General features: G+C 62.1%; 24 protein-coding genes and 1 tRNA gene. 7 read left to right on the top strand and 18 right to left on the bottom strand.

Annotation, left to right across the window (positions count from 1 at the left end; all coding sequences use genetic code 11):
• Positions 1 to 104: 104 nt before the first annotated feature.
• The 6 genes from Q8O69_RS18205 to Q8O69_RS18180 form a co-directional block, all read right to left on the bottom strand.
• On the bottom strand, positions 105 to 722 hold the full coding sequence (locus Q8O69_RS18205; RefSeq protein ID WP_305593611.1) for a 50S ribosomal protein L25/general stress protein Ctc: 618 nt from the start codon (positions 720 to 722) through the stop codon (positions 105 to 107).
• Between the two features lie 115 nt (positions 723 to 837).
• Positions 838 to 1,779 carry a ribose-phosphate pyrophosphokinase gene (locus tag Q8O69_RS18200; protein ID WP_305593610.1) on the bottom strand — a complete coding sequence of 314 codons (942 nt, stop codon included), beginning with the start codon at positions 1,777 to 1,779 and terminating at the stop codon, positions 838 to 840.
• Between the two features lie 45 nt (positions 1,780 to 1,824).
• Positions 1,825 to 1,899: transfer RNA gene (locus tag Q8O69_RS18195), tRNA-Gln, on the bottom strand.
• Positions 1,900 to 1,941: 42 nt separating this feature from the next.
• Positions 1,942 to 2,817, bottom strand: coding sequence for a 4-(cytidine 5'-diphospho)-2-C-methyl-D-erythritol kinase (ispE, locus tag Q8O69_RS18190; RefSeq protein ID WP_305593609.1), 876 nt, complete (start codon positions 2,815 to 2,817; stop codon positions 1,942 to 1,944).
• On the bottom strand, positions 2,814 to 3,431 hold the full coding sequence (gene lolB, locus Q8O69_RS18185) for a lipoprotein insertase outer membrane protein LolB (protein ID WP_305593608.1): 618 nt from the start codon (positions 3,429 to 3,431) through the stop codon (positions 2,814 to 2,816). Before lolB ends, ispE begins: the two co-directional genes overlap by 4 nt.
• Positions 3,431 to 5,161, bottom strand: a complete 1,731-nt coding sequence (locus Q8O69_RS18180; RefSeq protein ID WP_305593607.1) for a tetratricopeptide repeat protein — start codon at positions 5,159 to 5,161, stop codon at positions 3,431 to 3,433. The genes lolB and Q8O69_RS18180 overlap by 1 nt, the downstream gene beginning before the upstream one ends.
• Positions 5,162 to 5,344: 183 nt before the next feature.
• On the opposite strand from Q8O69_RS18180, the gene hemA reads away from it, so the two are divergent.
• The 5 genes from hemA (at position 5,345) to murI (ending at position 10,244) form a co-directional block, all read left to right on the top strand.
• Positions 5,345 to 6,640, top strand: a complete 1,296-nt coding sequence (gene hemA / locus Q8O69_RS18175) for a glutamyl-tRNA reductase (protein ID WP_305593606.1) — start codon at positions 5,345 to 5,347, stop codon at positions 6,638 to 6,640.
• 9 nt (positions 6,641 to 6,649) lie between these two features.
• Positions 6,650 to 7,732, top strand: coding sequence for a peptide chain release factor 1 (gene prfA / locus Q8O69_RS18170; RefSeq protein ID WP_275963427.1), 1,083 nt, complete (start codon positions 6,650 to 6,652; stop codon positions 7,730 to 7,732).
• Positions 7,733 to 7,851: 119 nt separating this feature from the next.
• A complete protein-coding gene (gene prmC, locus Q8O69_RS18165) occupies positions 7,852 to 8,685 on the top strand; it encodes a peptide chain release factor N(5)-glutamine methyltransferase (protein WP_305593605.1) in 834 nt (277 codons plus the stop codon).
• Positions 8,686 to 8,704: 19 nt separating this feature from the next.
• Complete coding sequence (locus Q8O69_RS18160) at positions 8,705 to 9,463, top strand: molybdopterin-synthase adenylyltransferase MoeB (RefSeq protein ID WP_305593620.1); 759 nt, start codon at positions 8,705 to 8,707, stop codon at positions 9,461 to 9,463.
• A complete protein-coding gene (gene murI, locus Q8O69_RS18155; protein WP_305593604.1) occupies positions 9,456 to 10,244 on the top strand; it encodes a glutamate racemase in 789 nt (262 codons plus the stop codon). Before Q8O69_RS18160 ends, murI begins: the two co-directional genes overlap by 8 nt.
• 19 nt (positions 10,245 to 10,263) lie before the next feature.
• Here murI and Q8O69_RS18150 read toward each other — a convergent pair whose 3' ends face one another.
• The 12 genes from Q8O69_RS18150 to Q8O69_RS18095 form a co-directional block, all read right to left on the bottom strand.
• Complete coding sequence (locus Q8O69_RS18150) at positions 10,264 to 10,575, bottom strand: YkgJ family cysteine cluster protein (RefSeq protein ID WP_305593603.1); 312 nt, start codon at positions 10,573 to 10,575, stop codon at positions 10,264 to 10,266.
• 85 nt (positions 10,576 to 10,660) lie between these two features.
• Positions 10,661 to 11,188, bottom strand: coding sequence for a DUF2878 domain-containing protein (locus Q8O69_RS18145; protein WP_305593602.1), 528 nt, complete (start codon positions 11,186 to 11,188; stop codon positions 10,661 to 10,663).
• A complete protein-coding gene (locus Q8O69_RS18140) occupies positions 11,181 to 12,455 on the bottom strand; it encodes a cyclopropane-fatty-acyl-phospholipid synthase family protein (protein ID WP_275963421.1) in 1,275 nt (424 codons plus the stop codon). Before Q8O69_RS18140 ends, Q8O69_RS18145 begins: the two co-directional genes overlap by 8 nt.
• A complete protein-coding gene (locus Q8O69_RS18135; RefSeq protein ID WP_305593619.1) occupies positions 12,442 to 13,242 on the bottom strand; it encodes a DUF1365 domain-containing protein in 801 nt (266 codons plus the stop codon). Before Q8O69_RS18135 ends, Q8O69_RS18140 begins: the two co-directional genes overlap by 14 nt.
• A 17-nt stretch (positions 13,243 to 13,259) precedes the next feature.
• Entirely contained in the window at positions 13,260 to 14,507 is a 1,248-nt protein-coding gene (locus Q8O69_RS18130) for an NAD(P)/FAD-dependent oxidoreductase (RefSeq protein ID WP_305593601.1), read from the bottom strand.
• Positions 14,504 to 15,283, bottom strand: a complete 780-nt coding sequence (locus tag Q8O69_RS18125) for an SDR family oxidoreductase (protein ID WP_305593600.1) — start codon at positions 15,281 to 15,283, stop codon at positions 14,504 to 14,506. Before Q8O69_RS18125 ends, Q8O69_RS18130 begins: the two co-directional genes overlap by 4 nt.
• Positions 15,280 to 15,702 carry a nuclear transport factor 2 family protein gene (locus Q8O69_RS18120; protein WP_305593599.1) on the bottom strand — a complete coding sequence of 141 codons (423 nt, stop codon included), beginning with the start codon at positions 15,700 to 15,702 and terminating at the stop codon, positions 15,280 to 15,282. The genes Q8O69_RS18125 and Q8O69_RS18120 overlap by 4 nt, the downstream gene beginning before the upstream one ends.
• Positions 15,699 to 17,138, bottom strand: coding sequence for a deoxyribodipyrimidine photo-lyase (gene phrB / locus Q8O69_RS18115; protein WP_305593618.1), 1,440 nt, complete (start codon positions 17,136 to 17,138; stop codon positions 15,699 to 15,701). Before phrB ends, Q8O69_RS18120 begins: the two co-directional genes overlap by 4 nt.
• A gap of 14 nt (positions 17,139 to 17,152) precedes the next feature.
• Positions 17,153 to 18,091 carry a MerR family transcriptional regulator gene (locus Q8O69_RS18110; protein WP_305593598.1) on the bottom strand — a complete coding sequence of 313 codons (939 nt, stop codon included), beginning with the start codon at positions 18,089 to 18,091 and terminating at the stop codon, positions 17,153 to 17,155.
• Positions 18,088 to 19,053, bottom strand: coding sequence for a DUF523 and DUF1722 domain-containing protein (locus Q8O69_RS18105; protein WP_305593597.1), 966 nt, complete (start codon positions 19,051 to 19,053; stop codon positions 18,088 to 18,090). The genes Q8O69_RS18110 and Q8O69_RS18105 overlap by 4 nt, the downstream gene beginning before the upstream one ends.
• Positions 19,054 to 19,178: 125 nt before the next feature.
• Entirely contained in the window at positions 19,179 to 19,424 is a 246-nt protein-coding gene (locus Q8O69_RS18100) for a TIGR02450 family Trp-rich protein (RefSeq protein WP_305593596.1), read from the bottom strand.
• Positions 19,421 to 20,413 (bottom strand): NAD(P)/FAD-dependent oxidoreductase, encoded by a 993-nt coding sequence (locus tag Q8O69_RS18095; protein ID WP_305593595.1) that lies wholly within the window; start codon positions 20,411 to 20,413, stop codon positions 19,421 to 19,423. The genes Q8O69_RS18100 and Q8O69_RS18095 overlap by 4 nt, the downstream gene beginning before the upstream one ends.
• A gap of 194 nt (positions 20,414 to 20,607) precedes the next feature.
• Here Q8O69_RS18095 and Q8O69_RS18090 point away from each other — a divergent pair, with 194 nt between their 5' ends.
• Complete coding sequence (locus tag Q8O69_RS18090) at positions 20,608 to 21,510, top strand: TIGR01777 family oxidoreductase (RefSeq protein ID WP_305593594.1); 903 nt, start codon at positions 20,608 to 20,610, stop codon at positions 21,508 to 21,510.
• A 12-nt stretch (positions 21,511 to 21,522) separates the two neighbouring features.
• Positions 21,523 to 22,545 (top strand): ferrochelatase, encoded by a 1,023-nt coding sequence (hemH, locus tag Q8O69_RS18085; protein ID WP_305593593.1) that lies wholly within the window; start codon positions 21,523 to 21,525, stop codon positions 22,543 to 22,545.
• Positions 22,546 to 22,691: the final 146 nt, after the last annotated feature.

Genomic DNA, 22,691 nt, shown 5'->3' with positions numbered 1-22,691 from the left:
TTACCCAGGCCGACGATCAGTTGTACGGCAGTCATGTCAGGAGCCCTTTCGTGGAAATAGCCTGAACGCTGGTGCGCTCAGGCTGTTTTCCGGCGGTGCGAGAGTTACTCGGCAGCGCCTTCACCTTCTTCTACGTCTTTGGCAACGCGGGAGGCGTGGATGTTGGCCACTGCCAGGTCGTTACCGTGAGCCAGTGCAACCAGCTCAACGCCTTTTGGCAGTTTGAGGTCGGACAGGTGAACGATCTGACCAATTTCAACGGCAGCCATGTCGACTTCGATGAATTCCGGCAGGTCTTTCGGCAAGCAAGAAACTTCTACTTCCACAGCTACGTGGGAGACTTCGCCACCTTGCTGCTTAACGCCAACCGAGCTTTCCTGGTTGAGGAAGTGCAGGGGTACGTGAGCGGTCAGTTTCTGGCCGGCGACAACGCGAACGAAGTCAGCGTGCAGCACGTGGCCTTTGGCTGGGTGGCGCTGCAGAGCTTTGATCAGCACGCTTTCATTGCTGCCGGCAACGTTCAGGGTCAGAACGTGGCTAAACGAAGCTTCGTTTTCCAGCAGTTTGGCCAGTTCTTTGGCCAGCAAGCTGATCGACATCGGGGCTTTTTCGCCACCGTAGATGACGGCAGGAACCATGGCAACGTTACGACGCAGGCGGCGGCTCGCACCTTTCCCCAGGTCGGAACGCACTTCAGCATTCAGGGCAAATTCAACAGTCATTGCACTTCTCCAAAATAACCAAACCGCCCTTTACGCTTGCGACCAGCGACCGGACGGTTAGGTAATAAGCCCCACTGGCACAGTGAGGCGTGTTGCGCTCAGGGTGATGGCCGGGTTAGCGGAACATCGCGCTGATCGATTCTTCATTGCTGATACGGCGAACCGCCTCAGCGACTACCGGAGCGATATCCAGTTGGCGAATACGCGAACAGGATTGCGCGGCGGCTGACAGCGGGATGGTGTTGGTCACCACCAGCTCGTCGAGTACGGAATTTTCGATGTTCTCGATCGCACGGCCAGACAGTACGGCGTGTGTGGCGTAGGCGAAGACTTTCGATGCGCCGTGTTCTTTCAGCGCTTTGGCGGCGTGGCACAGGGTGCCGGCGGTATCCACCATGTCGTCGACCAGGATGCAGGTACGGCCTTCAACATCACCGATGATGTGCATCACTTCGGAGTGGTTGGCTTTCTCGCGGCGCTTGTCGATGATCGCCAGGTCAACACCCAGGGACTTGGCCACGGCGCGTGCACGCACTACGCCGCCGATGTCCGGGGATACGATCATCAGGTTTTCAAAGCGCTGGTCTTCGATATCGTCCACCAGTACTGGGGAGCCGTAGATGTTATCTACCGGGATATCGAAGAAGCCCTGGATCTGGTCCGCGTGCAGGTCGACGGTCAAAACCCGGTCGATGCCTACAACGGTGAGCATGTCAGCCACAACTTTGGCGCTGATTGCCACGCGAGCGGAGCGCGGACGGCGATCCTGGCGGGCATAGCCAAAGTAGGGGATAACTGCAGTAATTCGAGTCGCTGAGGAGCGGCGGAAGGCGTCGGCCATCACTACCAGTTCCATCAGGTTGTCATTGGTTGGCGCACACGTCGGTTGAATCAGGAAGACGTCTTTACCGCGGACGTTTTCGTTGATTTCAATCATGATCTCGCCGTCGGAAAACTTACCGACAGAAGCATCACCGAGGGGAATGTGCAGCTGACGTACGATACGTCGCGCCAGATCGGGGTTAGCGTTCCCCGTAAAGACCATCATCTTGGACACGCGCAGTACCTGCCGGCTGAGGGTATACCTGGATGAGTACAGAAATGGCAGGGGCGGCTGGATTCGAACCAACGCATGCCAGGATCAAAACCTGGTGCCTTACCGCTTGGCGACGCCCCTACAACCGTACAACTCTGTGCGTTTATTGCTAAACGCTTGCATTCACTTCCCGACCAATGTTTCGAGCTTGCGGTGCAACATCGAAATGTTACGGCCTTGGGCAATAAAACTTGGCAATGTGGCTGGAAGTTGGCGGGCGACTTTATCAGCATCGTCCTGGTTTGGGAAGCTCCCAAACACACAAGCTCCAGTGCCGGTTAATCTGGTTGGAACAAATTTGTTCAACAAGATCAAAGCGTTACGAACTTCTGAATAACGCTTCGTGACCACCGGCTGGCAGTCATTACGACCACCCCCCTCAAGAAGGCTGCGAACTTTAATGGGCGGCGTATCCCGTGTCAACTCGGGGTCGGAGAAAATTTCCGCTGTGCTGACAAGTACTTGCGGAATTGCGACAAGAAACCAAGGTTCGCTCAGGGTCACCGGTTGCAGCTTTTCACCGACGCCTTCGGCAAAGGCGGCGTGGCCGCGCACAAATACCGGCACGTCCGCGCCGAGGCTCAGGCCCAGGGTGGCCAGTTGTTCTTCGCTGCAGCCCAGTCGCCACAGATGGTTCAGGCCGAGCAGGGTGGTAGCGGCATCCGAGCTGCCGCCACCAATGCCGCCGCCCATGGGCAGGCGTTTGTCCAGCCAGATGTCGGCACCCTGTGTGCAGTTTGCGTGTTGTTGCAGCAGTCGCGCGGCGCGCACGATCAGGTTGCTGTCGTGGGGCACGCCGTCGATGGGCGTATGCAGGTGAATTTCACCGTCGCTGCGCAGGGCAAAGCCCAACTCGTCACCGAAGTCGAGAAACTGAAACAGGGTTTGCAGTTCGTGATAACCGTCGGCGCGGCGGCCGAGGATGTGCAGCATCAGGTTGAGCTTGGCGGGCGCCGGCAGAATCAGTTCGGCAGCGGCGGGTATTGCCGGGGCGCTCATTGGCCGAGCTGGCGCGGTTGCCAGTCCTTGATCACCAGGGTGACTTGCAGGTCAAAGCCGCTGAGCTTGATCCGCTCCGGCAGCCAGAAACCATTCTGCTCGGCATAACTCAGGTACTCGACGTGCCAGCCGTCCTGGCTCAGTTGCGCGAGGTGGCTTTGGCTGTCGAGGTTCAGGCGGCTTTTGCTATCGGGGGATGGCAGGCCACGAATCCACCAGAGCAGGTGCGAGACAGGCAGGTTCAGGCCGAGCTGGTCTTGCAGTAGTTGTTCTGGCGACTCGGCCTGGTAACGGCCCTGATTGGCCACTTCCAGCTGAATGGCACCGGGGCGGCCGGTCAGGCGAGCAGCGCCGCGACCCAATGGGCCGGACAGGCGGATGTCGTAGTAGTCCTGACGCTGCAGCCAGAACAGGGTGCCGCTGCCGGAGTCTTTCGGCGCGCGGATGCCGACTTTGCCGTTGATCTGCCAGGCATCCAGGCTGCTGATCTGCTGCTTGTGTGCTTGCCAGCTCTGCGCGTCGCCCTGGCCTTCGAGGGCTTCGCGGGAGGTCAGGCCGGCGCAGCCTGCCAATAATGTGATCAGGCTGAAAATTATCAGGTGGCGCGCAAGCATCAGAGTGTCTCTGCTCCGGTCAGGCGCAGCAGGGTGCTGCGCAGGATTGTGCTGTCGGGTTGCTGTTTCAGGGCTTCGCGCCAGAGTTTGCGCGCTTCTTTCTGTTTGCCTTGTGCCCACAGCACTTCGCCCAGATGGGCGGCGACTTCGTGATCGGGAAATGCCTGTAGCGCTTGGCGCAGCAGGCGTTCAGCCTCATCCAGGTTGCCCAGGCGGTAATTCACCCAGCCGAGGCTGTCGAGAATCGCCGGGTCGTCCGGGTTGAGTTGGTGCGCTTGCTCGATCAGCTGTTTGGCTTCGGCGTAGCGCGTGGTGCGGTCGGCCAGGGTGTAGCCCAGGGCATTGAGTGCCATGGCGTTGTCCGGTTCGCGCTCGAGAATAAAGCGCAGGTCCTGCTCCAGCAGGGCCAGGTCGTCGCGCTTCTCGGCAAGCATGGCGCGGGTGTAGAGCAGGTTGAGGTCTTCCGGGAACTGCTCCAGGGCTTGCTGGATCAGTTGCCAGGCGCGTTCGGTGTCCTGCTGCTTGGACCAGGCCTCAGCCTCGATCAGGTACAGCTGGATGGCGTAGTCCGGCTGGCTCTCACGGGCCTTGCGCAGGCGCTCGGCGGCTTCCTCGGCGCGTTGCTTTTTGAACAGCAGGTCGCTTTGCCGGGCCTGGGCGGGCAGGTAGTCATTGCCGGGGCCGACCAGGGCGTATTCGATCAGCGCACTGGCGGTATCGCCGAGTTCTTCATAGGCGCGAGCCAGGTTGTAGTGCGCCGCTTCGCTGTGGCTACCACGCTCGACCAGTTCTTCCAGATAGACAATCGCCTCTTTCCAGGCTTTGGCTTCCAGGCAGACCAGCGCCAGAGAGAAACGCAGGTCATCGTCGTTGGGGTGTTGCTGTAGCAGCGAGGCAAACTCGCCCTTGGCATCATCTAGGCGGTCTTCGGCCACCAGTAGGCGGGCGTAGGTCAGGCGCAGGCGTTTGTCGTTCGGGTGCTGTTCAATGCCTTTTTCCAGCAGCGGCAGGGCGTCGTCGTTGCGCTCAAGGCTTTGCAGCAGGCGTGCGTGTAGCAAGATCGAGGCAATGGGGCGGTTTTTGCTGGGTTGTTGCTCCAACAGCTCCAGGGCTTCCTGTGGGCGGCCGTCCTGTTGCAGCAGCAGGGCTTTGCCAAATTGCAGCTGGCTGTTGTCCGGGTATTTCGCCTGTAGGCGATCAAAGCTTTGCAGCAGGCCGGCGCGGGTGTCCGGGTCGGTCTCCGCGGCGGACAGGGCGAGGAAGTCGAAATGCGTATCGCCCTGACGCTGCAGTACCTGCTCCATAAAGGTCATGGATTCGTCATAGCGGCCGGCGCGGGCCAGTTGCACGGCGGCGGCGCGCTGCGCGTCGATATTCTCGGGTGCGGTCTTGGCCCACAGCAGGCTGGTTTCCAGCGCGGGCTGCTCAGCGCCCAGGTACTCGGCGATACGAAAGCCGCGCTCGGCCACGCCAGCATCCTGGGTGGCGTTGGCCTGCTCCACATAGTTTTCCAGGGCAATGTCGAAGCGGTTGCGTTGGCCGGCAAGTTCCGCGATCAGCAGCGACAGCAGGGTTTCCTGGCTGAAGGCGCGGTAGACCTGCGGCTGGGTTTCTGCGGTGACGGCAGCGGGATCTTCCACCGGTGGCGTGCCATCCGGGGTAGAGGGGGCAAACGTCTGGCAGCCGCTTAATAAGGCAGCGGCAGTCAGCAAGGCGAAGGATCTATTCATAGGAAGAGTATGTGGCCAACCTGCGGTTTGGGCATCATGACACAAGCGCTGGGGCAAGCCCATGGGCGGCCATGATGCGGATTAAGAGATAAACCTGGCTATTGGGACAATAGGCCGCAGTGGTTGTTCTCGCTTTGCCGAAGTAGGACAATTGCCGGCTTCCACTCCCTGTCAGCGACGTGCATGGCCTTTATTGCCCTCGGTATCAACCACAAGACCGCCTCGGTGGACGTCCGCGAACGCGTGGCTTTCACTCCCGAGCAGTTGGTTGAGGCGTTGCAGCAGCTCTGTCAGCGCACCAGCAGCCGCGAGGCGGCGATTCTCTCGACCTGCAATCGCAGTGAGCTGTACCTCGAACAGGATGACCTGAGCGCCGATGAGGTACTGGCCTGGCTGGCCGCCTATCACCGGCTAAGTCTCGAAGAACTGCGCGCCTGCGCCTATATCCATGCCGATGACGAAGCCGTGCGTCATATGATGCGCGTGGCCTCGGGGCTGGACTCCATGGTCCTTGGCGAACCGCAGATTCTCGGCCAGATGAAGTCGGCATTTGCCGTGGCCCGTGAGGCCGGCACCCTCGGCCCACTGCTGGGGCGGTTGTTTCAGGCCACCTTCAGCACCGCCAAGACCGTGCGCACCGATACCGCGATTGGCGAAAACCCGGTGTCCGTGGCCTTTGCCGCCGTCAGCCTGGCCAAGCAGATTTTTGCCGACTTGCACCGCAGCCAGGCGCTGTTGATCGGCGCCGGTGAAACCATCAGCCTGGTCGCGCGTCATCTGCACGACCAAGGCATCAAGCGCATCGTGGTGGCCAATCGCACGCTGGAGCGTGCCAGCAGTCTGGCCGAGCAGTTCGGCGCACATGCTGTTTTGTTGTCAGAGATTCCCGATGAGTTGGTCAACAGCGATATCGTGATCAGCTCCACCGCCAGCCAGCTGCCGATTCTTGGCAAGGGCGCGGTCGAGCGGGCGCTGAAGCAGCGCAAGCACAAGCCGATCTTTATGGTCGACATCGCCGTACCGCGCGATATCGAGCCGGAAGTCGGCGAACTGGACGACGTCTACCTGTACACCGTCGATGACCTGCATGAGGTGATCGCGGAAAACCTCAAAAGCCGCCAGGGCGCGGCCCAGGCCGCCGAGGAATTGGTGGCGGTCGGCGCTCAGGACTTTATGCAGCGCCTGCGTGAACTTGCCGCGGTGGATGTGCTCAAGGCCTACCGTCAGCAAGCCGAGCGCCTGCGTGACGAGGAGCTGAACAAGGCTCTGCGTCTGCTTAATAACGGCAGCTCCGCCGAGGACGTACTGGCGCTGCTGGCCCGCGGCCTGACCAACAAGCTGCTGCATGCGCCCAGCGTGCAGCTGAAAAAATTCTCTGCTGACGGCCGCGTCGATGCGCTGGGCGTGGCTCAAGAACTGTTTGCCCTCGACGAGGGCGCGCCTCCTGCTTCTACCCATAGCAGTTCGGCCAATAAATAAAGGTCTGCAATGAAAGCGTCACTGATCAATAAACTCGACCTGTTGCAGGATCGTTTCGAAGAGCTGACCGCGCTGCTCGGCGATGCCGAAGTGATCAGCAACCAGCCGCAGTTTCGCGCCTATTCCAAGGAATACGCCGAGCTTGAGCCGGTGTACCAGGCGTTCAGTGCATTCCGCAAAGTCCAGGCCGACCTCGAAGGCGCCCAGGCGCTGCTCAAGGACAGCGACCCGGATATGCGCGAGATGGCCGAGGAAGAAGTCGCCGAGGCCAAGGAGCAGCTGATCGAGCTGGAGGCCACGCTGCAGCGCATGCTGCTGCCGAAAGACCCGAATGACGGCCGTAACGTATTCCTCGAAGTGCGCGCCGGCACCGGTGGTGACGAGGCGGCGATCTTCTCCGGCGACCTGTTCCGCATGTATTCACGCTATGCCGAGAAACAGGGCTGGCGCGTCGAGGTGCTGTCGGCCAGCGAGGGTGAGCACGGCGGTTATAAGGAAGTGATTGCTCGGGTTGAGGGCGACAACGTCTACGGCAAGCTCAAGTTTGAGTCTGGCGCGCACCGCGTGCAGCGCGTGCCCGAGACCGAGTCGCAAGGCCGTATCCACACCTCGGCCTGCACCGTTGCCGTGCTGCCCGAGCCGGATGAACAGATGGCCATCGACATCAACCCGGCCGACCTACGTGTGGACACCTACCGCAGCTCCGGTGCCGGTGGTCAGCACGTCAACACCACCGACTCGGCGATCCGTATCACCCACATTCCTACCGGTACCGTGGTGGAATGTCAGGAAGAACGCTCGCAGCACAAGAACCGCGCCAAGGCCATGGCCTGGCTCGCGGCGAAATTGAAGGACCAGCAGGAAGCTGCCGCACACAAGGAAATTTCCGATTCGCGCAAGCTGCTGGTGGGCTCCGGTGACCGTTCCGAACGCATCCGCACCTACAACTTTCCTCAGGGGCGAGTCACCGACCACCGTATCAACCTGACCCTGTATTCGCTCAATGAAGTGATTGCTGGCGGTGTTGAAGCGATCATTGAGCCGCTATTGGTCGAGTATCAGGCTGATCAGTTGGCTGCGCTGGGCGATTGAGTCCTGCGGTGCGCACGGCGCACCCGTACGCCATGTGCCACGTAGGGTGGATGACGCTTTTTCATCTACCAGAAGTCTGCGGTGGATCGATAAAGCGCGATCCACCCTACGAGAAAAATATGGTCACCATCGAAACCCTGCTTAACACCGCCGAACTACCTGACTCGCCCACCCCACGGCTGGACGCCGAGCTATTGCTCGCCCATGCCCTGGGCAAGTCGCGCAGCTATCTGCACACCTGGCCGGAGCGCGAGCTTGAGGCCGAGCAGCTTGAGCGTTATCAGGCGATGCTGGCTCGGCGTCAGGCTGGCGAACCGGTGGCTTATATCCTCGGCCAGCAGGGTTTCTGGAACCTGGAGCTGGAGGTTGCCGCGCACACCCTGATTCCGCGTCCGGATACTGAGTTGTTGGTGGAAACCGTTCTCGCGCTGCTGCCGGCCACACCCGCTGCGCTGCTTGATCTCGGCACCGGCACCGGTGCGATTGCCCTGGCCCTGGCCAGCGAGCGCCCAGCCTGGCGGCTTACCGGAGTGGACCGTGTGGCGGAGGCGGTGGCCCTGGCCGAGCGCAACCGCGCACGGCTTAAACTGGCCAATGCCAGTTTTATTGCAAGCCACTGGTTTAGCGCCCTGGCTGGCCAGCGTTATCAGCTGATTGTCAGCAACCCACCGTATATCGCCGCCGATGATCGTCATCTGGCCGAGGGCGATGTGCGCTTCGAGCCGAGCAGCGCCTTGGTGGCGGGCGCGGATGGGCTGGACGATATTCGTCTGATCATCCAGCAGGCACCGGACTATCTTCAAGCCGGTGGCTGGTTGCTGCTGGAACATGGTTTCGATCAGGCCGCAGCGGTGCGCGAGTTGCTCGGCGCGCGTGGCTTTAGTGCGGTGGAAAGCCGGCGTGACCTCGGCGGCCACGAGCGCATCAGTCTGGGACGTTTCGAAAATGAGTGACGCCATGAGTGCGCAGGACATGCTGAATGACGAGGAGCTGCTGCGCTATAGCCGGCAGATTCTCCTGCAACAGATCGATATCGCCGGCCAGCTGCGCCTGAAACACAGCCGCGCGCTGATTATCGGCCTTGGCGGCCTGGGTTCGCCGGTGGCGCTGTATCTGGCCGCCGCTGGTGTCGGTGAATTGCATCTGGCGGACTTCGATACGGTCGACCTGACCAACCTGCAACGGCAGATCGCCCACGACACCGCCAGCATCGGCCTGAGCAAGGTCGACTCGGCGAGCAAGCGCCTGCTGGCGATCAATCCGCAGCTGCGCCTGCAGGCTCACCGGCAAGGTTTGGACAGCGATTCCCTGGCCACAGCGGTGGCAGCGGTAGACCTGGTGCTGGATTGTTCGGACAACTTCAGCACCCGCGAGGCGGTTAACGCCGCCTGTGTGGCCGCCAAGGTGCCGCTGGTCAGCGGCGCTGCGATTCGCCTGGAAGGCCAGCTCTCGGTGTTCGATCCACGCCGCGATGACAGCCCCTGCTATCACTGCATCTACGGCCATGGCAGCGAGGCCGAGCTGACCTGCAGCGAAGCCGGTGTGGTCGGCCCGTTGGTCGGTCTTGTCGGTAGTTTGCAGGCGCTGGAAGCCTTGAAGCTGCTGGCGCAGTTTGGCGAGCCACTGGTCGGTCGCTTGCTGTTGATCGATGCGCTCGGCAGCCGTTTTCGCGAGCTGCGGGTCAAGCGTGATCCGGGCTGCAGCGTGTGTGGAGTGGCCAGCGGTGAGTAATGCGCCAATTGGCGTATTCGACTCCGGCGTTGGCGGCTTGTCGGTGCTGGGCGAGATTCGCGCGCTGCTGCCCAATGAGTCGCTGCTGTATGTCGCCGACAGCGGCCATGTGCCCTACGGTGAGAAGAGCCCGGAATTTATCCGTGAACGCTGCCGGGTGCTGGCTGAGTTTCTCCTGGGTCGGGGCGCCAAGGCGCTGGTGCTGGCCTGTAACACCGCCACGGTGGCAGGTGTTGCTGAGTTGCGGGAGTTGTATCCGCAGCTGCCACTGGTGGGTATGGAGCCGGCGGTCAAGCCTGCCGCTGCTGCTACCCAGAGCGGTGTGGTCGGCGTGCTGGCCACGACCGGCACGCTAAAAAGCGCCAAGTTCGCCGCCTTGCTCGACCGCTTTGCCAACGATGTGCGGGTGATTACCCAGCCCTGTCCAGGGTTGGTCGAGCGTATCGAGGCCGGTGAGTTGGATAGCCAGGCTACCCGCGAGTTGCTGCAGGGCTTTGTCGCGCCGCTACTGGCCGAGGGCTGCGACACGTTGATTCTCGGTTGCACCCATTACCCCTTTATCAAACCGCTACTGCGCAGCCTGGTACCGGACTCGATCAGCCTGATCGACACCGGTGCGGCAGTGGCGCGGCAAGTCCAGCGGCTGTTGGCCGGCCATGATCTACTGGCCAGCGGTCCGGCGCAGCCAGCGCAGTTCTGGTCGAGCGGCGATCCTGCGGCCATGCAGCGGGTGTTGCCGTTGCTATGGGGCGAGGCGGCGGAGGTCAGCGCGCTACCGTAGCGCCTTAAAAAGCGCGCACTTAGCGGTAGATGCTGCTCATGCCCTTGCGCTCGTCCAGGCATTCGGGGGAGGCGGTTTCGAATTCGCGGCAGATCAGCGGGCGCACTTCGTAGATGGTGCAGCGCATGCTGTCGCGGTCCAGCGCGGCGCACCAGCCGTCGTCCAGGCGCAGCATGACTTCGCCGCCCCAGTCGTCGGTATCGATATAGCGTTGTGGCACGCCGGTGTCGGTGATCAGCATGACTTCCAGCTGACAGCAGCAGGCCGCGCAGTTGCTGCAGCTGACGGCGGGTTCGTCCGCGAGTTGGGTATGGGGGATGTTCTGACTCATGCCGCGCAGTGTACGCCATCGGTGTTATTGCGGCGTCTGCGGCCGACGTAGGGTGGCTGGCGCTGCCCTGCGCTGAGCCTGCCTGCTACGCCGACTGGCGTGCGCGCAGGCTCTGTTCGTACTGGCTGCGATAGAGCTTGGCGAAGCCGTGTAGCACGGGCATCACCAGGGCCCAGATGATGCCGATCAGCAGCAGGCTTTGCCAGGTGCCGTAGGGCAGGCCGACGCCAGCAATCTGCGCGCCGCCGTAATAGGACAGCGGCGCGCCAATCACGCCGAGCAGGCTGCCGCGCCACCAGGGTTGCGCGGTCCAGGCCAGGCAGTGATTGAGCGTGGTGGCCATCAGCAGCCACAGGCAGGCCAGCCACAGCGGGATCAGCGTGCGTGGCTCGCCAAAGTCGAATACGCCGAGGTTGAGCAGAAAGCTGTCCAGCGCGCTGCCGGCAAGAAACACCGTGATCAGCAGCTTGCCTTCCGCCGCCCAGTTGCTGGTCCACAGCAGATGTACCGCCAGCACCGCTGCGACAATCAGCAGCCACAGGCTGTCGCCGCCGAAGACACAGGCGAACCAGCCGAGCTGAAATAGCAGGGTGTTGACGATCAATTTAAGCATTGAGATTTCCTAATAAAGGAGCAGGACGTGCCGCAGGCTTAGCCAGCAGCAATTGCGCGGTGCCGATGGTGCGCTCGATAAAGCCGCCCTCGCAATAGCACAGGTAGAACTCCCACAGGCGGAAGAAGTAATCGTCGTAACCCTGTTGCTCCAGCTTGTGCCGCGCGTGGCGCAGGTTGTCGTGCCAGATGCGCAGGGTGCGGGCGTAGTGCAGGCCGAAGTCCTCCATGTGGTGCAGGTTCATATCGGTCTTGGCGGTGATGATTTCCAGCATCTTGTTTACCGAGGGCAGTGCGCCGCCGGGGAAGATATAACGCTGGATAAAGTCCACAGCGTTTTTTGCCTGCTCATAGCGCTGGTCGCGGATGGTGATGGCCTGCAGCAGCATCAGGCCGTCGGGCTTGAGCAGGTTGGCGCATTGTTCGAAATAGGTGGGCAGGAAGCGATGGCCGACGGCCTCGATCATCTCGATCGATACCAGTTTGTCGTACTGCCCGGCCAGGTCGCGGTAGTCCTCCAGCAGCAGGGTGATCTGCCCCTGCAAACCCTGCTCGACAATGCGCTGCTGGGTGTAGGCGAACTGCTCGCGCGACAGGGTGGTGGTGGTGACCTTGCAGCCGTAATGGGTGGCGGCGTAGATCGCCATGCTGCCCCAGCCCGTGCCGATTTCCAGCAGGTGGTCGCTGGGCTTGAGGGCAAGCTTCTGGCAGATGCGTTCGAGCTTATTCAACTGCGCCTGTTCCAGGCTGTCGTCGGCGCTTTGGAACATCGCCGCCGAGTACATCATGGTCGGGTCGAGAAACTGCTCGAACAGGTCGTTGCCCAGGTCGTAATGCGCCGAGATGTTCTTGCGCGAGCCTTTGCGGGTGTTGCGGTTGAGCCAGTGCAGCCCCTGGATCAGCGGGCGGCCCAGTTGCGCCAGGCCGCTTTCCATGGCGTCGAGCACCTCCAGGTTGCTGACGAATACGCGGATCACTGCGGTCAGATCCGGGGTGGTCCAGTAACCGTGGATATAGGCCTCGCCCGATCCAATCGAACCATTGCCCGCCACCAGCCCCCAGACCGCGCCATCCTGCACCTGGATCTCGGCGCTAAGGCTGGAGTGGGCATCGCCGAACTCCATGCGTTCGTCACCTTCGACTATCACCAGTTGGCCATGGCGCAGCTGTTTCAGCTGGCGCAGTACCGCACGGCGCAACAGGCTGGCACCGATGCCACTGCCGGCGCGCACCACATGTTTGGCGGAGGTCAGGCTAGAGCTTTTCATGGGGGACTTCCTTTGATGCGGGGCGGGCGACGCGGAAATCACCTTCAGCGGCCCGATGGGTGAACAGGGGAATACGTTTGAGCAGCAGGCGCAGGGCCTGCCAGTAGATGGCGGCAAGGGTTTTGCCGGTCATCCAGGGAAACTGCAGCAGGTAGCGATGCAAGCTGGCGCGGTTGAGTTCAGTGCGTTGCAGGCTGAGGCTGGCGTCGAAGAGCTTTTCCTCGCCCTGCCAGTCGGCCATATGAATACCTAAGCGCTCGCCTGCCGGGCTGAAGCTCATGCGGTACTCCAGCTCGCGCGGCAGAAACGGCGAGACGTGAAACGCCTTGGCCACAGCGACGTGCTGGTGCCCCTCGCCTTCGGCCGGCAGCACATAGTGGTAGCGCTCACGGAAGGGCGTGTTACTCACCTCGCAGAGAATCGCCGCCAGACGACCATCGGCCTCATGGCAGTAGAAGAAACTCGCCGGGTTAAACGCCAGGCCCCAGCTGCGTGGCTGGGTCAGCAGGCAGATATGCCCCAGCGGCGTACGCCCCAGTGCTTCCGTCACGCGCTGGCGCACGGCGTCGGTCAGGCTGATACCGGCACCGGTGAACTGCGGCAGGTAATCGCTTTCGCGAAAGGCAAAGGGCGCGAAGCGGCCACTGCCGGCCAGGGGCGACAGCGCGAGCACCGCATCCTGCTCGCTCAGGTCGAGGTAGAGCAGGCCCATGCGATAGCGGAAGTTATGCAGGCGCGGGGCAAACCGGCGGTGCTGCACCCAGCCGCTGTAGAGGGCGCTGTTCATTACCGTTGGGCTGTTCACTACAGCGCCTCACCGAATTCACGGGCCACGCGCAGCGCGCTGACCACGCCGTCTTCGTGGAAGCCATTGGCCCAGTAGGCGCCACAGAAGTAGCTGTGGTTGGCGCCGAGCAATTCTTCCCAGCGTGCCTGCGCGGCCATGCCGGCCAGGCTGTATTGCGGGTGGGCGTAGGTGTAGCGGGCGAGGATCTTGCTCGGGTCGATGGCCGCGGTCTGGTTCAGGCTGACGCAGAAAGTCGTATCGCTCTTAATACCCTGCAGGATATTCATGTCATAGGTCACGGCTGCTGGCTGATCCACTGGGCCGCCCAGGCGATAGTTCCAGCTGGCCCAGGCCAGTGGCCGTTTTGGCAGCAGACGGGTGTCGGTGTGCAGCACCACGTCGTTGTCGGCGTAGGGCAGGGCGCCGAGGATTTCCTTCTCGATTCGGGTCGGTTCGGCCAGCAGCGCCAGGGCCTGGTCGCTGTGGCAGGCGAAGATCACCTTGTCGAAGCGTTCGGTTCCGGCGGCGCTGTGCACAGTCACGCCGTCGCTATCACGTTCGACGCGGGTCACTGCGCAGTTGAGGCGGATATGCTGCTTGAAGGATTCGGTCAGCGGCGCCACATAGCTGCTGGAGCCGCCCTCGACCACACACCACTGCGGCCGGTCACTGACCGACAACAGACCGTGGTTCTTGAAGAAACGCACGAAGAACTGCAGCGGAAAACCGAGCATGTCGTTCAGCGACATCGACCAGATCGCCGCGCCCATCGGCACGATGTAATGCTGGATAAAGCGCTCGCTGTAGCCATTGGCCTTGAGGTAATCGCCCAGGGTCATATCGCTGGCGATACGCTGCTGGTTAAGGTCGTTCAGCGCCTCGCGGTTAAAGCGCAGGATGTCGCGCACCATGCTCCAGAATTTTGGCGACACCAGGTTACTGCGCTGGGCGAACAGGCTGTTGAGGCTGTGCCCGTTGTACTCCACGCCGCTAACCGGGTCGCTGACCGAGAAGCTCATCTCAGTGGCCTTGAAGCCCACGCCGAGCTGGCTGAGCAGGCGGATAAAGTTCGGGTAGGTCCAGTCGTTGAACACGATAAAACCGGTGTCCACGGCGTAGCGCTGGCCATCGACTTGTACATCCACGGTATGGGTGTGACCGCCAATCCAGTCACTGGCTTCAAACACCGTGATGTCGTGGCTGCGGTTGAGCAGGTAGGCGCTGGTTAAACCGGCGATACCGCTGCCGATAATGGCGATTTTCATGGGCTGTCCTTGGTCTTGGCTTCAGTGCGGGCCATACGGGCGCCAATGGCCACCTGCAAGCGCTTGGGCAGATGGCCGAGCAGCTTGAGCATGGCGATAAAGGGGCCGGGGAAGCTTATTTCGAAGGGCTGCTGCTGCAGGCGCTCGGCGATATAGCGGGCGGCTTTGTCTACCGGCCAGCGCATGGGCATGGGGAAGTCGTTTTTCTGCGTCAGCGGGGTGTCGACAAAGCCGGGGCTGACCAGGGTGACGGCAATGTTTTCGGCGTTCAGATCAATGCGCAGGGCTTCCAGCAGGTAGCGCATGGCCGCCTTGGACGCACCATAGGCTTCGGCGCGCGGCAGCGGCATAAAGGTCACCGAGCTGCCGACGCCCACCAGATGCGCGCGATTGCCCAGGCGCAGCAAGGGCAGGGCGGCTTCGATGCAGTAACTGGCCGAGAGCAGGTTGGCGCGCATCACCCGCTCAACCATCGCGGCCTCGAAGGCGCTGACCTCGACATACTCGCAAGTGCCGGCGTTGAGAATGGCGCAATCCAGCGCGCCCCAGACCTGGCCGATATGTGCGCCGATGCTACGTACCTGGGCGGCATCGCTGAGGTCGCCAGCCACCACCAGCACCTGCTGCGGATAGCGCTTGGCCAGCGCTTGTAAAGGCTCGACGCTGCGCGCGCTGAGCGCCAGGCGGTGACCCTGTTCGAGCAGTTGTTCGGCCAGGGCGGCGCCGATGCCACTGCTGGCGCCGGTGAGCCAGATACGCCGTGCGTTCGCGTTCATGCCAACCTCCGTTTCAGCCAGCGAATTGCCGAGCCGAGTAAGGGCAGGTGCTCGTAGAGCAGGCTGCCGGCGTCGAAATAGTCGCGGTGGCGATAGACCTTGCTGTGCCACAGCAGGTGCGAGCAGCCTTCCACGCGGATCAGCTGGCCGCCAGCCAGGCGCGGGTGGCGGTAACTCATGGTCCAGCGTAGGTAGCCTTCGCCGTCGCGCACCTGATCAAAGCCGTAGAAGTCGAAGCGCAGTTCGCTGACGTTGGCGTACATCTCGCCGAAGTAGCGCTGCATATTGGCCAGCCCACGCACCTCATGCAGCGGGTCGCAGAACAGCGCATCGTCGCTGTAGAGCTGGCCCAGGCGGTCGAGGTTGTCCTTGTTCAGCCCGGCAAAATCCTGGGCGAACTGGCGCAGAAAGTCGCTCACAGCACCTCCTCGCCGGTAAAGTGCGGCAGGCTCTTGAACGCCGCCAGGGCACGCGTACGACTCTTGCTCAGGTCGACAATCGGCGCGGGGTAATCGGCAATACCGAACAATCCGCCGATGGCCGCTGGGTTATGGATATTGGTTTTGTTCAGGCCGACCAGTTCAGGCAGCCACTGGCTGATAAAGCGGCCATCCGGGTCGAATTTCTGCGACTGGCTGAGTGGGTTGAAGATGCGGAAATACGGCGCCGAATCGGTACCGGTGGAGGAGCTCCACTGCCAGCCGCCGTTGTTCGCCGCCAAGTCGCCATCGATCAGGTGACGCATAAAGAAGCGCTCGCCTTCGCGCCAGTCGATCAGCAGGTTCTTGGTCAGGAACATCGCCACGATCATGCGCAGGCGGTTGTGCATCCAGCCGGTGGCCAGCAACTGACGCATGGCGGCATCGATAATCGGAAAGCCAGTACGGCCTTCCTGCCAGGCTTTCAGCTCCTGCGGCGCATTGCGCCAGGCCACGGCCTCGGTTTCCGCACGGAAGGCGCGGTGCATCGAAACACGCGGGTAGCCCACCAGAATATGTTTGTAGAACTCGCGCCAGAGCAGCTCGTTGATCCAGGTAATCACCCCAACGTTGCCGCTGTCGAACTCGCCCTGGTTGGCCTGCAAGGCCGCATGCAGGCACTGGCGCGGCGAGATCACCCCAGCGGCCAGGTAGGCGGACAGCTGGCTGGTGCCTGGCTTGGCCGGGAAGTCGCGGGCGCTCTGGTAGAAGTCGATCTGCTGCGCGGCAAAATCATCCAGACGCCGCGCCGCCTCGGCTTCACCGGCCGGCCACAGCTCACGCAGTTCGGCAGCGGGCAGGGCGAAGCCTGCAACTTGTTCAGCAATGACATCGCCTTGGATCGCCAGCGGCGCCTGGGCCTTAGGCGTGGCGATCAGCGCCGGTAAGGCGGTGTGCAGGCGCTGATAGCAGACCTTACGGAACTGGCTGTAGACCTGAAAGTAGCCGCCGGATTTGGTCAGCACGCTGCCGGGTTTGAAGAACAGCTGATCCAGATGGCTGCGAAAATTCACCCCTAAGCCATCAAGGGTTTTCGCCACTGCCTGGTCGCGGCGGCTTTCATGCACGCCGTACTCTTCGTTGACCAGCACCGTACTGATCTGCAGCTGTTGGCACAGTTCGCCGATCACCTGCGGCGCGGCGCTCCAGTTATCGGCTTCACGCACCAGCAGCGGCACGTTGAGTTTGCCCAGCTCAGTGGCCAGTTCCTTGAGGTTGCGCAGCCAGAAGTCGACCTTGCTCGGTGCATCATCGTGGCTCAGCCACTGGCCGGGGCTGAGCAGGTACAGCGCCACGGTCGGGCCGCTGCTCATGGCGGCGGCCAGGGCGCTGTTGTCCTGCACGCGCAGGTCGGTACGAAACCAGATCAATTGCAGCATGTTCAATTCCGTCAGCTGTGCAGCAGGTTAAGGTCGGTAAGGCTGTGCAGCGCGGCCAGCGGGTCGGCGGCCAGGCTCAGTTCGGCGTTCTGCGCGGTGATGGCGACTAATTCTTCGGCGTGGATCTGCACCACCTGACCGACCAGCAGGCAGGGGCAGTCATAACCGCCGAGCAGGCGTTGCAGGTGGGTGCTGTTCAGCGCCTGACTGGAATACAGCAGCACCGCGCGCGGCTGAATATGTTCGACCGCCAGGGCCAGTTCGGTCGGTGGCAGTGGCCAGTCGAAGACTTCCACCGGGCAGCCGGCGCTGCTCGCCAGCCAGGCGGTCAGCCACAGACCGGGGGCCATCGGCAGGTCGGAAACGTTGATCAGCAGCAGTGGCGCACCGTTGTGCTGACGGTTGTTGTGGTACAGCCGCGCACCAAGCTTGCTGCGCAGCCAGGAATAAAAGAACACCCGCTCGGCCTGGGCGCCGAACTGGTTGCGCCAGCGCAGTTCCAGATCACTCAGCAGCGGCAACAGCAGTTGCTGGCACAGGGTATGCGGCGGGTAGAGCGCCAGTTCGCTGTTGAAACACTCATCCACGCGTCGCTCGTTGAGGTTGCAGATGGCTTCCTGCAACTGCTGGCGCCGGGCTTCCCACTGCGAACTGGCTTCGGCAAATGCCGGCTGGTTGGAACGCAGCAGCCCCTTAACCTGGCTGACCGAAACGCCGCGATTGAGCCAGGTGAGAATCGCCTGGATACGCGCAACATGTTCATCCGAATACAGGCGATGACCCTTGGGTGTGCGGTGCGGCACGATCAAGCCGTAACGGCGCTCCCAGGCGCGCAGGGTGACGGCGTTGACCCCAGTAATGCGCGCCACATCGCGGATCGGCATAAAACCCTGGGCGATGGCCGCCTGGTAGTCGTCGGCCGCACCTGCGCTGATTGGCTGCAGGCTCATAGGGCGTTACGCAGGCTGAGGTTTTCCGGGTGCGGTTGCAGGTAAACCTGCTGCGCGATGTAGTGATCCGGATGACGGCGGAAGTGATGCTTGAGCAGGGTCATGGGCACCACCAGCGGCACCACGCCGTGGCGGTACTGGCCGATCAGCTGCTGCATTTCCTGCTTCTCGTCGCTGCTTAGCGACTGCTTGAGGTAGCCGCTAAGGTGCTGCAGCACATTGCTGTGGGTGCGGCGGGTGGCGCAGCTTTTCAGTGCGCTCATCAACTCGCTGAAATAGCGCGGCGCCAGCTCGTTGATGTCGTGCTGGCCAAGGTTGCCGAGCATGCGCCCGAGCAGTTTGTACTGCATGGGGTTGGTGGCCATCAGCAGGTATTTGTAGCGCGAGTGGAAGTCGATCAGGCGCTTGCGCGTCAGACCGTCGCGCAACAGCTGCTGCCATTCGGAGTAGGCGAATACGCGGGTGATAAAGTTTTCGCGCAGGATCGGATCATTCAGGCGGCCGTCTTCTTCCACCGGCAGGTTGGGGTGCCGCGCGCAGAAAGCCTGGGCGAAGATGCCACGGCCAGGCTCGCTGGGGCGGCCGTTGTCCTGATAGACCTTGACCCGGTGCAGGCCGCAGGACGGCGACTGCTGCATAAAGATGTAGCCGCAGATATCGGTCAGCTCGCCGGCCATGCGCTCGCCGTACTCGGCCAGCGGTGCGGTGACATCCACCTCGCGCCTGACCGTGCCCACGGCGCGCGGCGCTAGTGGGTCGCCGACCAGACGGATCGGTTCACGCGGGATGCCCATGCCGATGGCCACTTCCGGGCACAGCGGGGCGAAGTCGAAATATTCGCTGAGGGTGCGGCTGCACAGGCGCGATTCCTTGTGGCCGCCGTTGTAGCGCACCTCGGTACCGAGCAGGCAGGCGCTGATGCCCAGTTTGGGTTTGCCGGTGGCGGTTTCGGATGGGCTCATGGGCAACCTCTGATGTACGACTTGTACAGATCCTGGTGGATGTACAACTTGAGTTCATCATAGGTTTGTAATTGTACAAGTCAATATTTTTGTACAACTACTGTAGGGTTTTGTGTGTAAGCCTGTTACTTCCAGCCCATGCGCCAGTGCTCGGGATTTTCCAGTACGCGCCAGTCCAGGCGTTGGCAGCGCTGGTTGAGCACGGCCTGCAATTCGATCTGCAATACTGTGCCGTCTTCGTCGCAGAACAGTTCGGTGACGAGAAAATGTTTCTCGCGGTTCTGTGGCTGCGCTGCTGTCCATTTCGACAGCAGCAGCTTGCGTGGGTTAAGCCGATGTTTGGCCGGCGCAGTGTGGGCTGGAGTATTCATTGCAAATGTTCGAGCAAGCGCCGCGCCGCTTCCTGGCCGCTGAGCCAGGCGCCTTCAACCCGGCCGGACAGGCACCAGTCGCCGCAGGCATAGATGCCCAGGTCGGCATCGGCCAGTACGCCCCACTGGTGTGCGCTGGCCGGGCGGGCATACAGCCAGCGGTGCGCCAGGCTGAAGGCGGGTGCGGGTACGGCGCAGCCGATCAGTTCGGCGAAGGCGCCGAGCAGGTGTTCGATCACCGCTTCCTTGGGCATATCCAGGTGCTGTTTGGTCCACTGGCTGCTGGCGTGCAGCACCCAGGTGTCGAGTTGGGTGTCGCGGCCCGGTTTGCTGCGGTTGCGCGCCAGCCAGTCGAGCGGGCTGTCCTGTACAAAGCAGCCTTCGACGCGGGTTTCCAGCTGGTTGGCAAAGGCCAGGGCCACCGCCCAGGTTGCTTCCATGGCCACGCTGGCGGCGGCGCCAGCCAGTTTCGGCACGCTGGACAGCAGCGCCGTAGCCTGTGGCGCCGGGGTGGCGACGATCACATGGCTGAACGGGCCGTGGTTGTTGCCTTCGGCATCCTGCAGGTGCCAGTGCTGCTCACCGCGAAACACTTCGGTGATGCGGCAGGAGAAGCTCACTGGCAATGCGCCGAGCATGGCGCGGGTGATCGCACTCATGCGCGGGCTGCCGACCCAGCGCACCTGTTCATCCGGCGAGGCACTGAGCTGGCCGTTATTGAAGTTGTAGAGGCTGGGGGTCCATTCGGCGACCCAGCCACGGGCTTGCCATTGCTGCACCACCTCGACAAAGCGCCGGTCGCGGGCGGTGAAGTACTGCGCGCCAAGGTCCAGCGCGCCGGCATCACTGCGCTTGCTGGCCATGCGGCCGCCACTGCCGCGGCTCTTGTCGAACAGTTGCACCGGGTGTCCGGCGGCATGCAGCGCCTGTGCGGCAGACAGCCCGGCGATGCCGGTGCCGATGATGGCGATGGGGTGTAGAGCGGTCATGGTCTACCTCGTGTTTTCAAGCGTTAGGCTACGCTTTAGACAAAAGCTATACAATATGGTTTTTGTGTATAAGCTATGCCGGAGTCGATCCTGCCTTCCTATAGTTAAGACAACCTGCAGCCGGATTGAAGCCACAAACGGCATTAATCCGTCGATTGTTAGCAACTATGCAAAGGTCATGCGAGGGCATTGTTATGCACATTCTTCTGACAGGCGGAACCGGTTTGATCGGGCGCGCGCTGTGCCGCCACTGGTTGCAGCAAGGCCACCAATTAACGGTGTGGAGCCGCAGGCCCGAGCAGGTCGCGGCGCTGTGTGGCGACGCGGTACGCGGTATTGGCCGGCTCGAAGAGCTGGCTGAAGAACCCTTGGATGCCGTGGTCAACCTGGCTGGCGCACCGATTGCCGACCGGCCCTGGACGCGTAAACGCAAGGCGCTGCTGTGGGCCAGCCGGATTGGCCTGACCGAACAACTGCTGGCCTGGCTGGAGAGCCGTGAGCACAAGCCGCGAGTGCTGTTGTCCGGTTCGGCAGTGGGCTGGTACGGCGATGGCGGCGAGCGCGAGCTGCATGAGGATTCGCCGCCAGTGAGTGAGGATTTTGCCGCGCAGCTGTGTGGCGCCTGGGAAGAAACTGCCCAGCGCGCCGAGGATTTGGGTATCCGTGTGGTGCTGCTGCGCACCGGGCTGGTGCTGGCCAGTGACGGCGGGCTGCTCAAGCGTCTGCTGCTGCCGTTCAAGCTTGGCCTGGGTGGCCCGCTGGGTAATGGGCGGCAGTGGATGCCGTGGATTCATCTCAGCGATCAAATCGCCTTGATTGATTTTCTCCTGCAGCAGGAGCAGGCCAGCGGTCCTTATAATGCCTGCGCGCCGACGCCTGAGCGTAACCGCGCTTTCAGTCAGGCCTTGGGCCGCGAGCTGCACCGCCCGGCCTTTATGCCGGCCCCGGCCTTTGTCCTGCGTGTGCTGCTGGGTGAACTGTCGGTGCTGCTGCTCGGTGGCCAGCGTGCGATGCCGACGCGCTTGCAGGAGGCTGGCTTCAGTTTTCGTTTTACTCATTTGGATGTGGCCCTGGCGGACTTGCTCGGCCATCACTGATTAGGACTTTGCATGACCGATCACGCCTTGCTGTTGGTAAACCTGGGCTCGCCGGCCTCCACTGACGTGGCCGATGTGCGCCGTTACCTCAACCAGTTTCTGATGGACCCCTATGTTATCGATCTGCCCTGGCCGCTGCGGCGTCTGCTGGTTTCGCTGATTCTGATCAAGCGTCCGGCCGCCTCGGCACATGCCTACGCTTCGATCTGGTGGGAAGATGGCTCGCCGCTGGTGGTGCTGAGTAAGCGTCTGCATCAGGCGATGAAGGCGTCCTGGAGTCACGGCCCGGTGGAGCTGGCCATGCGCTATGGCGAGCCGTCGCTGCAAACCGTGCTGACCCGCCTGGCCGAGCAGGGCATCAAACAGGTAACCCTGGCGCCGCTTTACCCGCAGTTTGCCGACAGCACCACCACCACGGTGATCGAAGAAGCCAAGCGGGTAGTGCGTGAGCAGCAGCTGCCAATCCGCTTTTCCATCCTGCCGCCATTCTTCGATCAGCCGGAATACCTGGACGCCCTGGTCGACAGCGCCAAGCCTTATCTGGAACAGGATTTCGACCATCTGCTGCTGAGTTTCCACGGCCTGCCGGAACGGCATCTGCACAAGCTCGACCCCAGCAATCACTGCCTGAAAGGTGATGATTGCTGCCGTACTGCCGCGCCCGAAGTGCTGGCGACCTGTTATCGCGCCCAGTGCCTGCGCAGCGCCGAGCTGTTCGCTCAGCGCATGGGGCTTAAGCCCGAGCAGTGGTCGGTGTCGTTCCAGTCGCGGCTCGGCCGCGCCAAATGGATCGAGCCCTACACCGAAGCGCGCCTCGATGAGCTGGCCAAACAGGGCGTGAAGAAGCTCTTGGTGATGTGCCCGGCCTTTGTCGCCGACTGCATCGAAACCCTGGAAGAAATCGGCGACCGTGGCCGCGAGCAGTTTGTCGAAGCAGGCGGCGAGAGCCTGCAGTTGGTGCCGTGTCTGAATGATCATCCCAGCTGGGTTACGGCGTTAAAAACGCTGAGTGAGCGTGCACCGCTGATGCTCTAACCGAATGCGGCGCGGCTGTCATTCGCTCGAAGGGATGCCGCGCATTCGCCTCACTGATAACACCTAAGGGCGATACTCATCGCCCTGTATATCGGCCTAAGCTGGCAGCTCTTTCAACCGTCGTGCACCGCACCAACGGTGCCGAG

Origin of the sequence: Pseudomonas sp. (genome assembly GCF_030690725.1) — a bacterium.
Lineage (GTDB): Bacteria > Pseudomonadota > Gammaproteobacteria > Pseudomonadales > Pseudomonadaceae > Aquipseudomonas.
The sequence above is the reverse complement of the archived record's forward strand: the minus strand, read 5'-3'. Positions and strand labels throughout refer to the sequence as shown.

Excerpts from the sequence above, each read along its gene's own strand:
- prmC (WP_305593605.1), top strand. The coding sequence starts at position 7,852 with ATGGTCACCATCGAAACCCTGCTTAACACCGCCGAACTACCTGACTCG.
- hemA (WP_305593606.1), top strand. The coding sequence starts at position 5,345 with ATGGCCTTTATTGCCCTCGGTATCAACCACAAGACCGCCTCGGTGGAC.
- Q8O69_RS18105 (WP_305593597.1), bottom strand. The coding sequence starts at position 19,053 with ATGAGCCCATCCGAAACCGCCACCGGCAAACCCAAACTGGGCATCAGC.
- ispE (WP_305593609.1), bottom strand. The coding sequence starts at position 2,817 with ATGAGCGCCCCGGCAATACCCGCCGCTGCCGAACTGATTCTGCCGGCG.
- Q8O69_RS18135 (WP_305593619.1), bottom strand. The coding sequence starts at position 13,242 with ATGAACAGCGCCCTCTACAGCGGCTGGGTGCAGCACCGCCGGTTTGCC.
- Q8O69_RS18095 (WP_305593595.1), bottom strand. The coding sequence starts at position 20,413 with ATGACCGCTCTACACCCCATCGCCATCATCGGCACCGGCATCGCCGGG.
- Q8O69_RS18110 (WP_305593598.1), bottom strand. The coding sequence starts at position 18,091 with ATGAGCCTGCAGCCAATCAGCGCAGGTGCGGCCGACGACTACCAGGCG.
- lolB (WP_305593608.1), bottom strand. The coding sequence starts at position 3,431 with ATGCTTGCGCGCCACCTGATAATTTTCAGCCTGATCACATTATTGGCA.
- Q8O69_RS18180 (WP_305593607.1), bottom strand. The coding sequence starts at position 5,161 with ATGAATAGATCCTTCGCCTTGCTGACTGCCGCTGCCTTATTAAGCGGC.
- Q8O69_RS18125 (WP_305593600.1), bottom strand. The coding sequence starts at position 15,283 with ATGAACGCGAACGCACGGCGTATCTGGCTCACCGGCGCCAGCAGTGGC.
- prfA (WP_275963427.1), top strand. The coding sequence starts at position 6,650 with ATGAAAGCGTCACTGATCAATAAACTCGACCTGTTGCAGGATCGTTTC.
- Q8O69_RS18160 (WP_305593620.1), top strand. The coding sequence starts at position 8,705 with ATGCTGAATGACGAGGAGCTGCTGCGCTATAGCCGGCAGATTCTCCTG.
- hemH (WP_305593593.1), top strand. The coding sequence starts at position 21,523 with ATGACCGATCACGCCTTGCTGTTGGTAAACCTGGGCTCGCCGGCCTCC.
- Q8O69_RS18090 (WP_305593594.1), top strand. The coding sequence starts at position 20,608 with ATGCACATTCTTCTGACAGGCGGAACCGGTTTGATCGGGCGCGCGCTG.
- Q8O69_RS18145 (WP_305593602.1), bottom strand. The coding sequence starts at position 11,188 with ATGCTTAAATTGATCGTCAACACCCTGCTATTTCAGCTCGGCTGGTTC.
- Q8O69_RS18130 (WP_305593601.1), bottom strand. The coding sequence starts at position 14,507 with ATGAAAATCGCCATTATCGGCAGCGGTATCGCCGGTTTAACCAGCGCC.
- Q8O69_RS18100 (WP_305593596.1), bottom strand. The coding sequence starts at position 19,424 with ATGAATACTCCAGCCCACACTGCGCCGGCCAAACATCGGCTTAACCCA.
- Q8O69_RS18140 (WP_275963421.1), bottom strand. The coding sequence starts at position 12,455 with ATGAAAAGCTCTAGCCTGACCTCCGCCAAACATGTGGTGCGCGCCGGC.
- Q8O69_RS18205 (WP_305593611.1), bottom strand. The coding sequence starts at position 722 with ATGACTGTTGAATTTGCCCTGAATGCTGAAGTGCGTTCCGACCTGGGG.
- Q8O69_RS18150 (WP_305593603.1), bottom strand. The coding sequence starts at position 10,575 with ATGAGTCAGAACATCCCCCATACCCAACTCGCGGACGAACCCGCCGTC.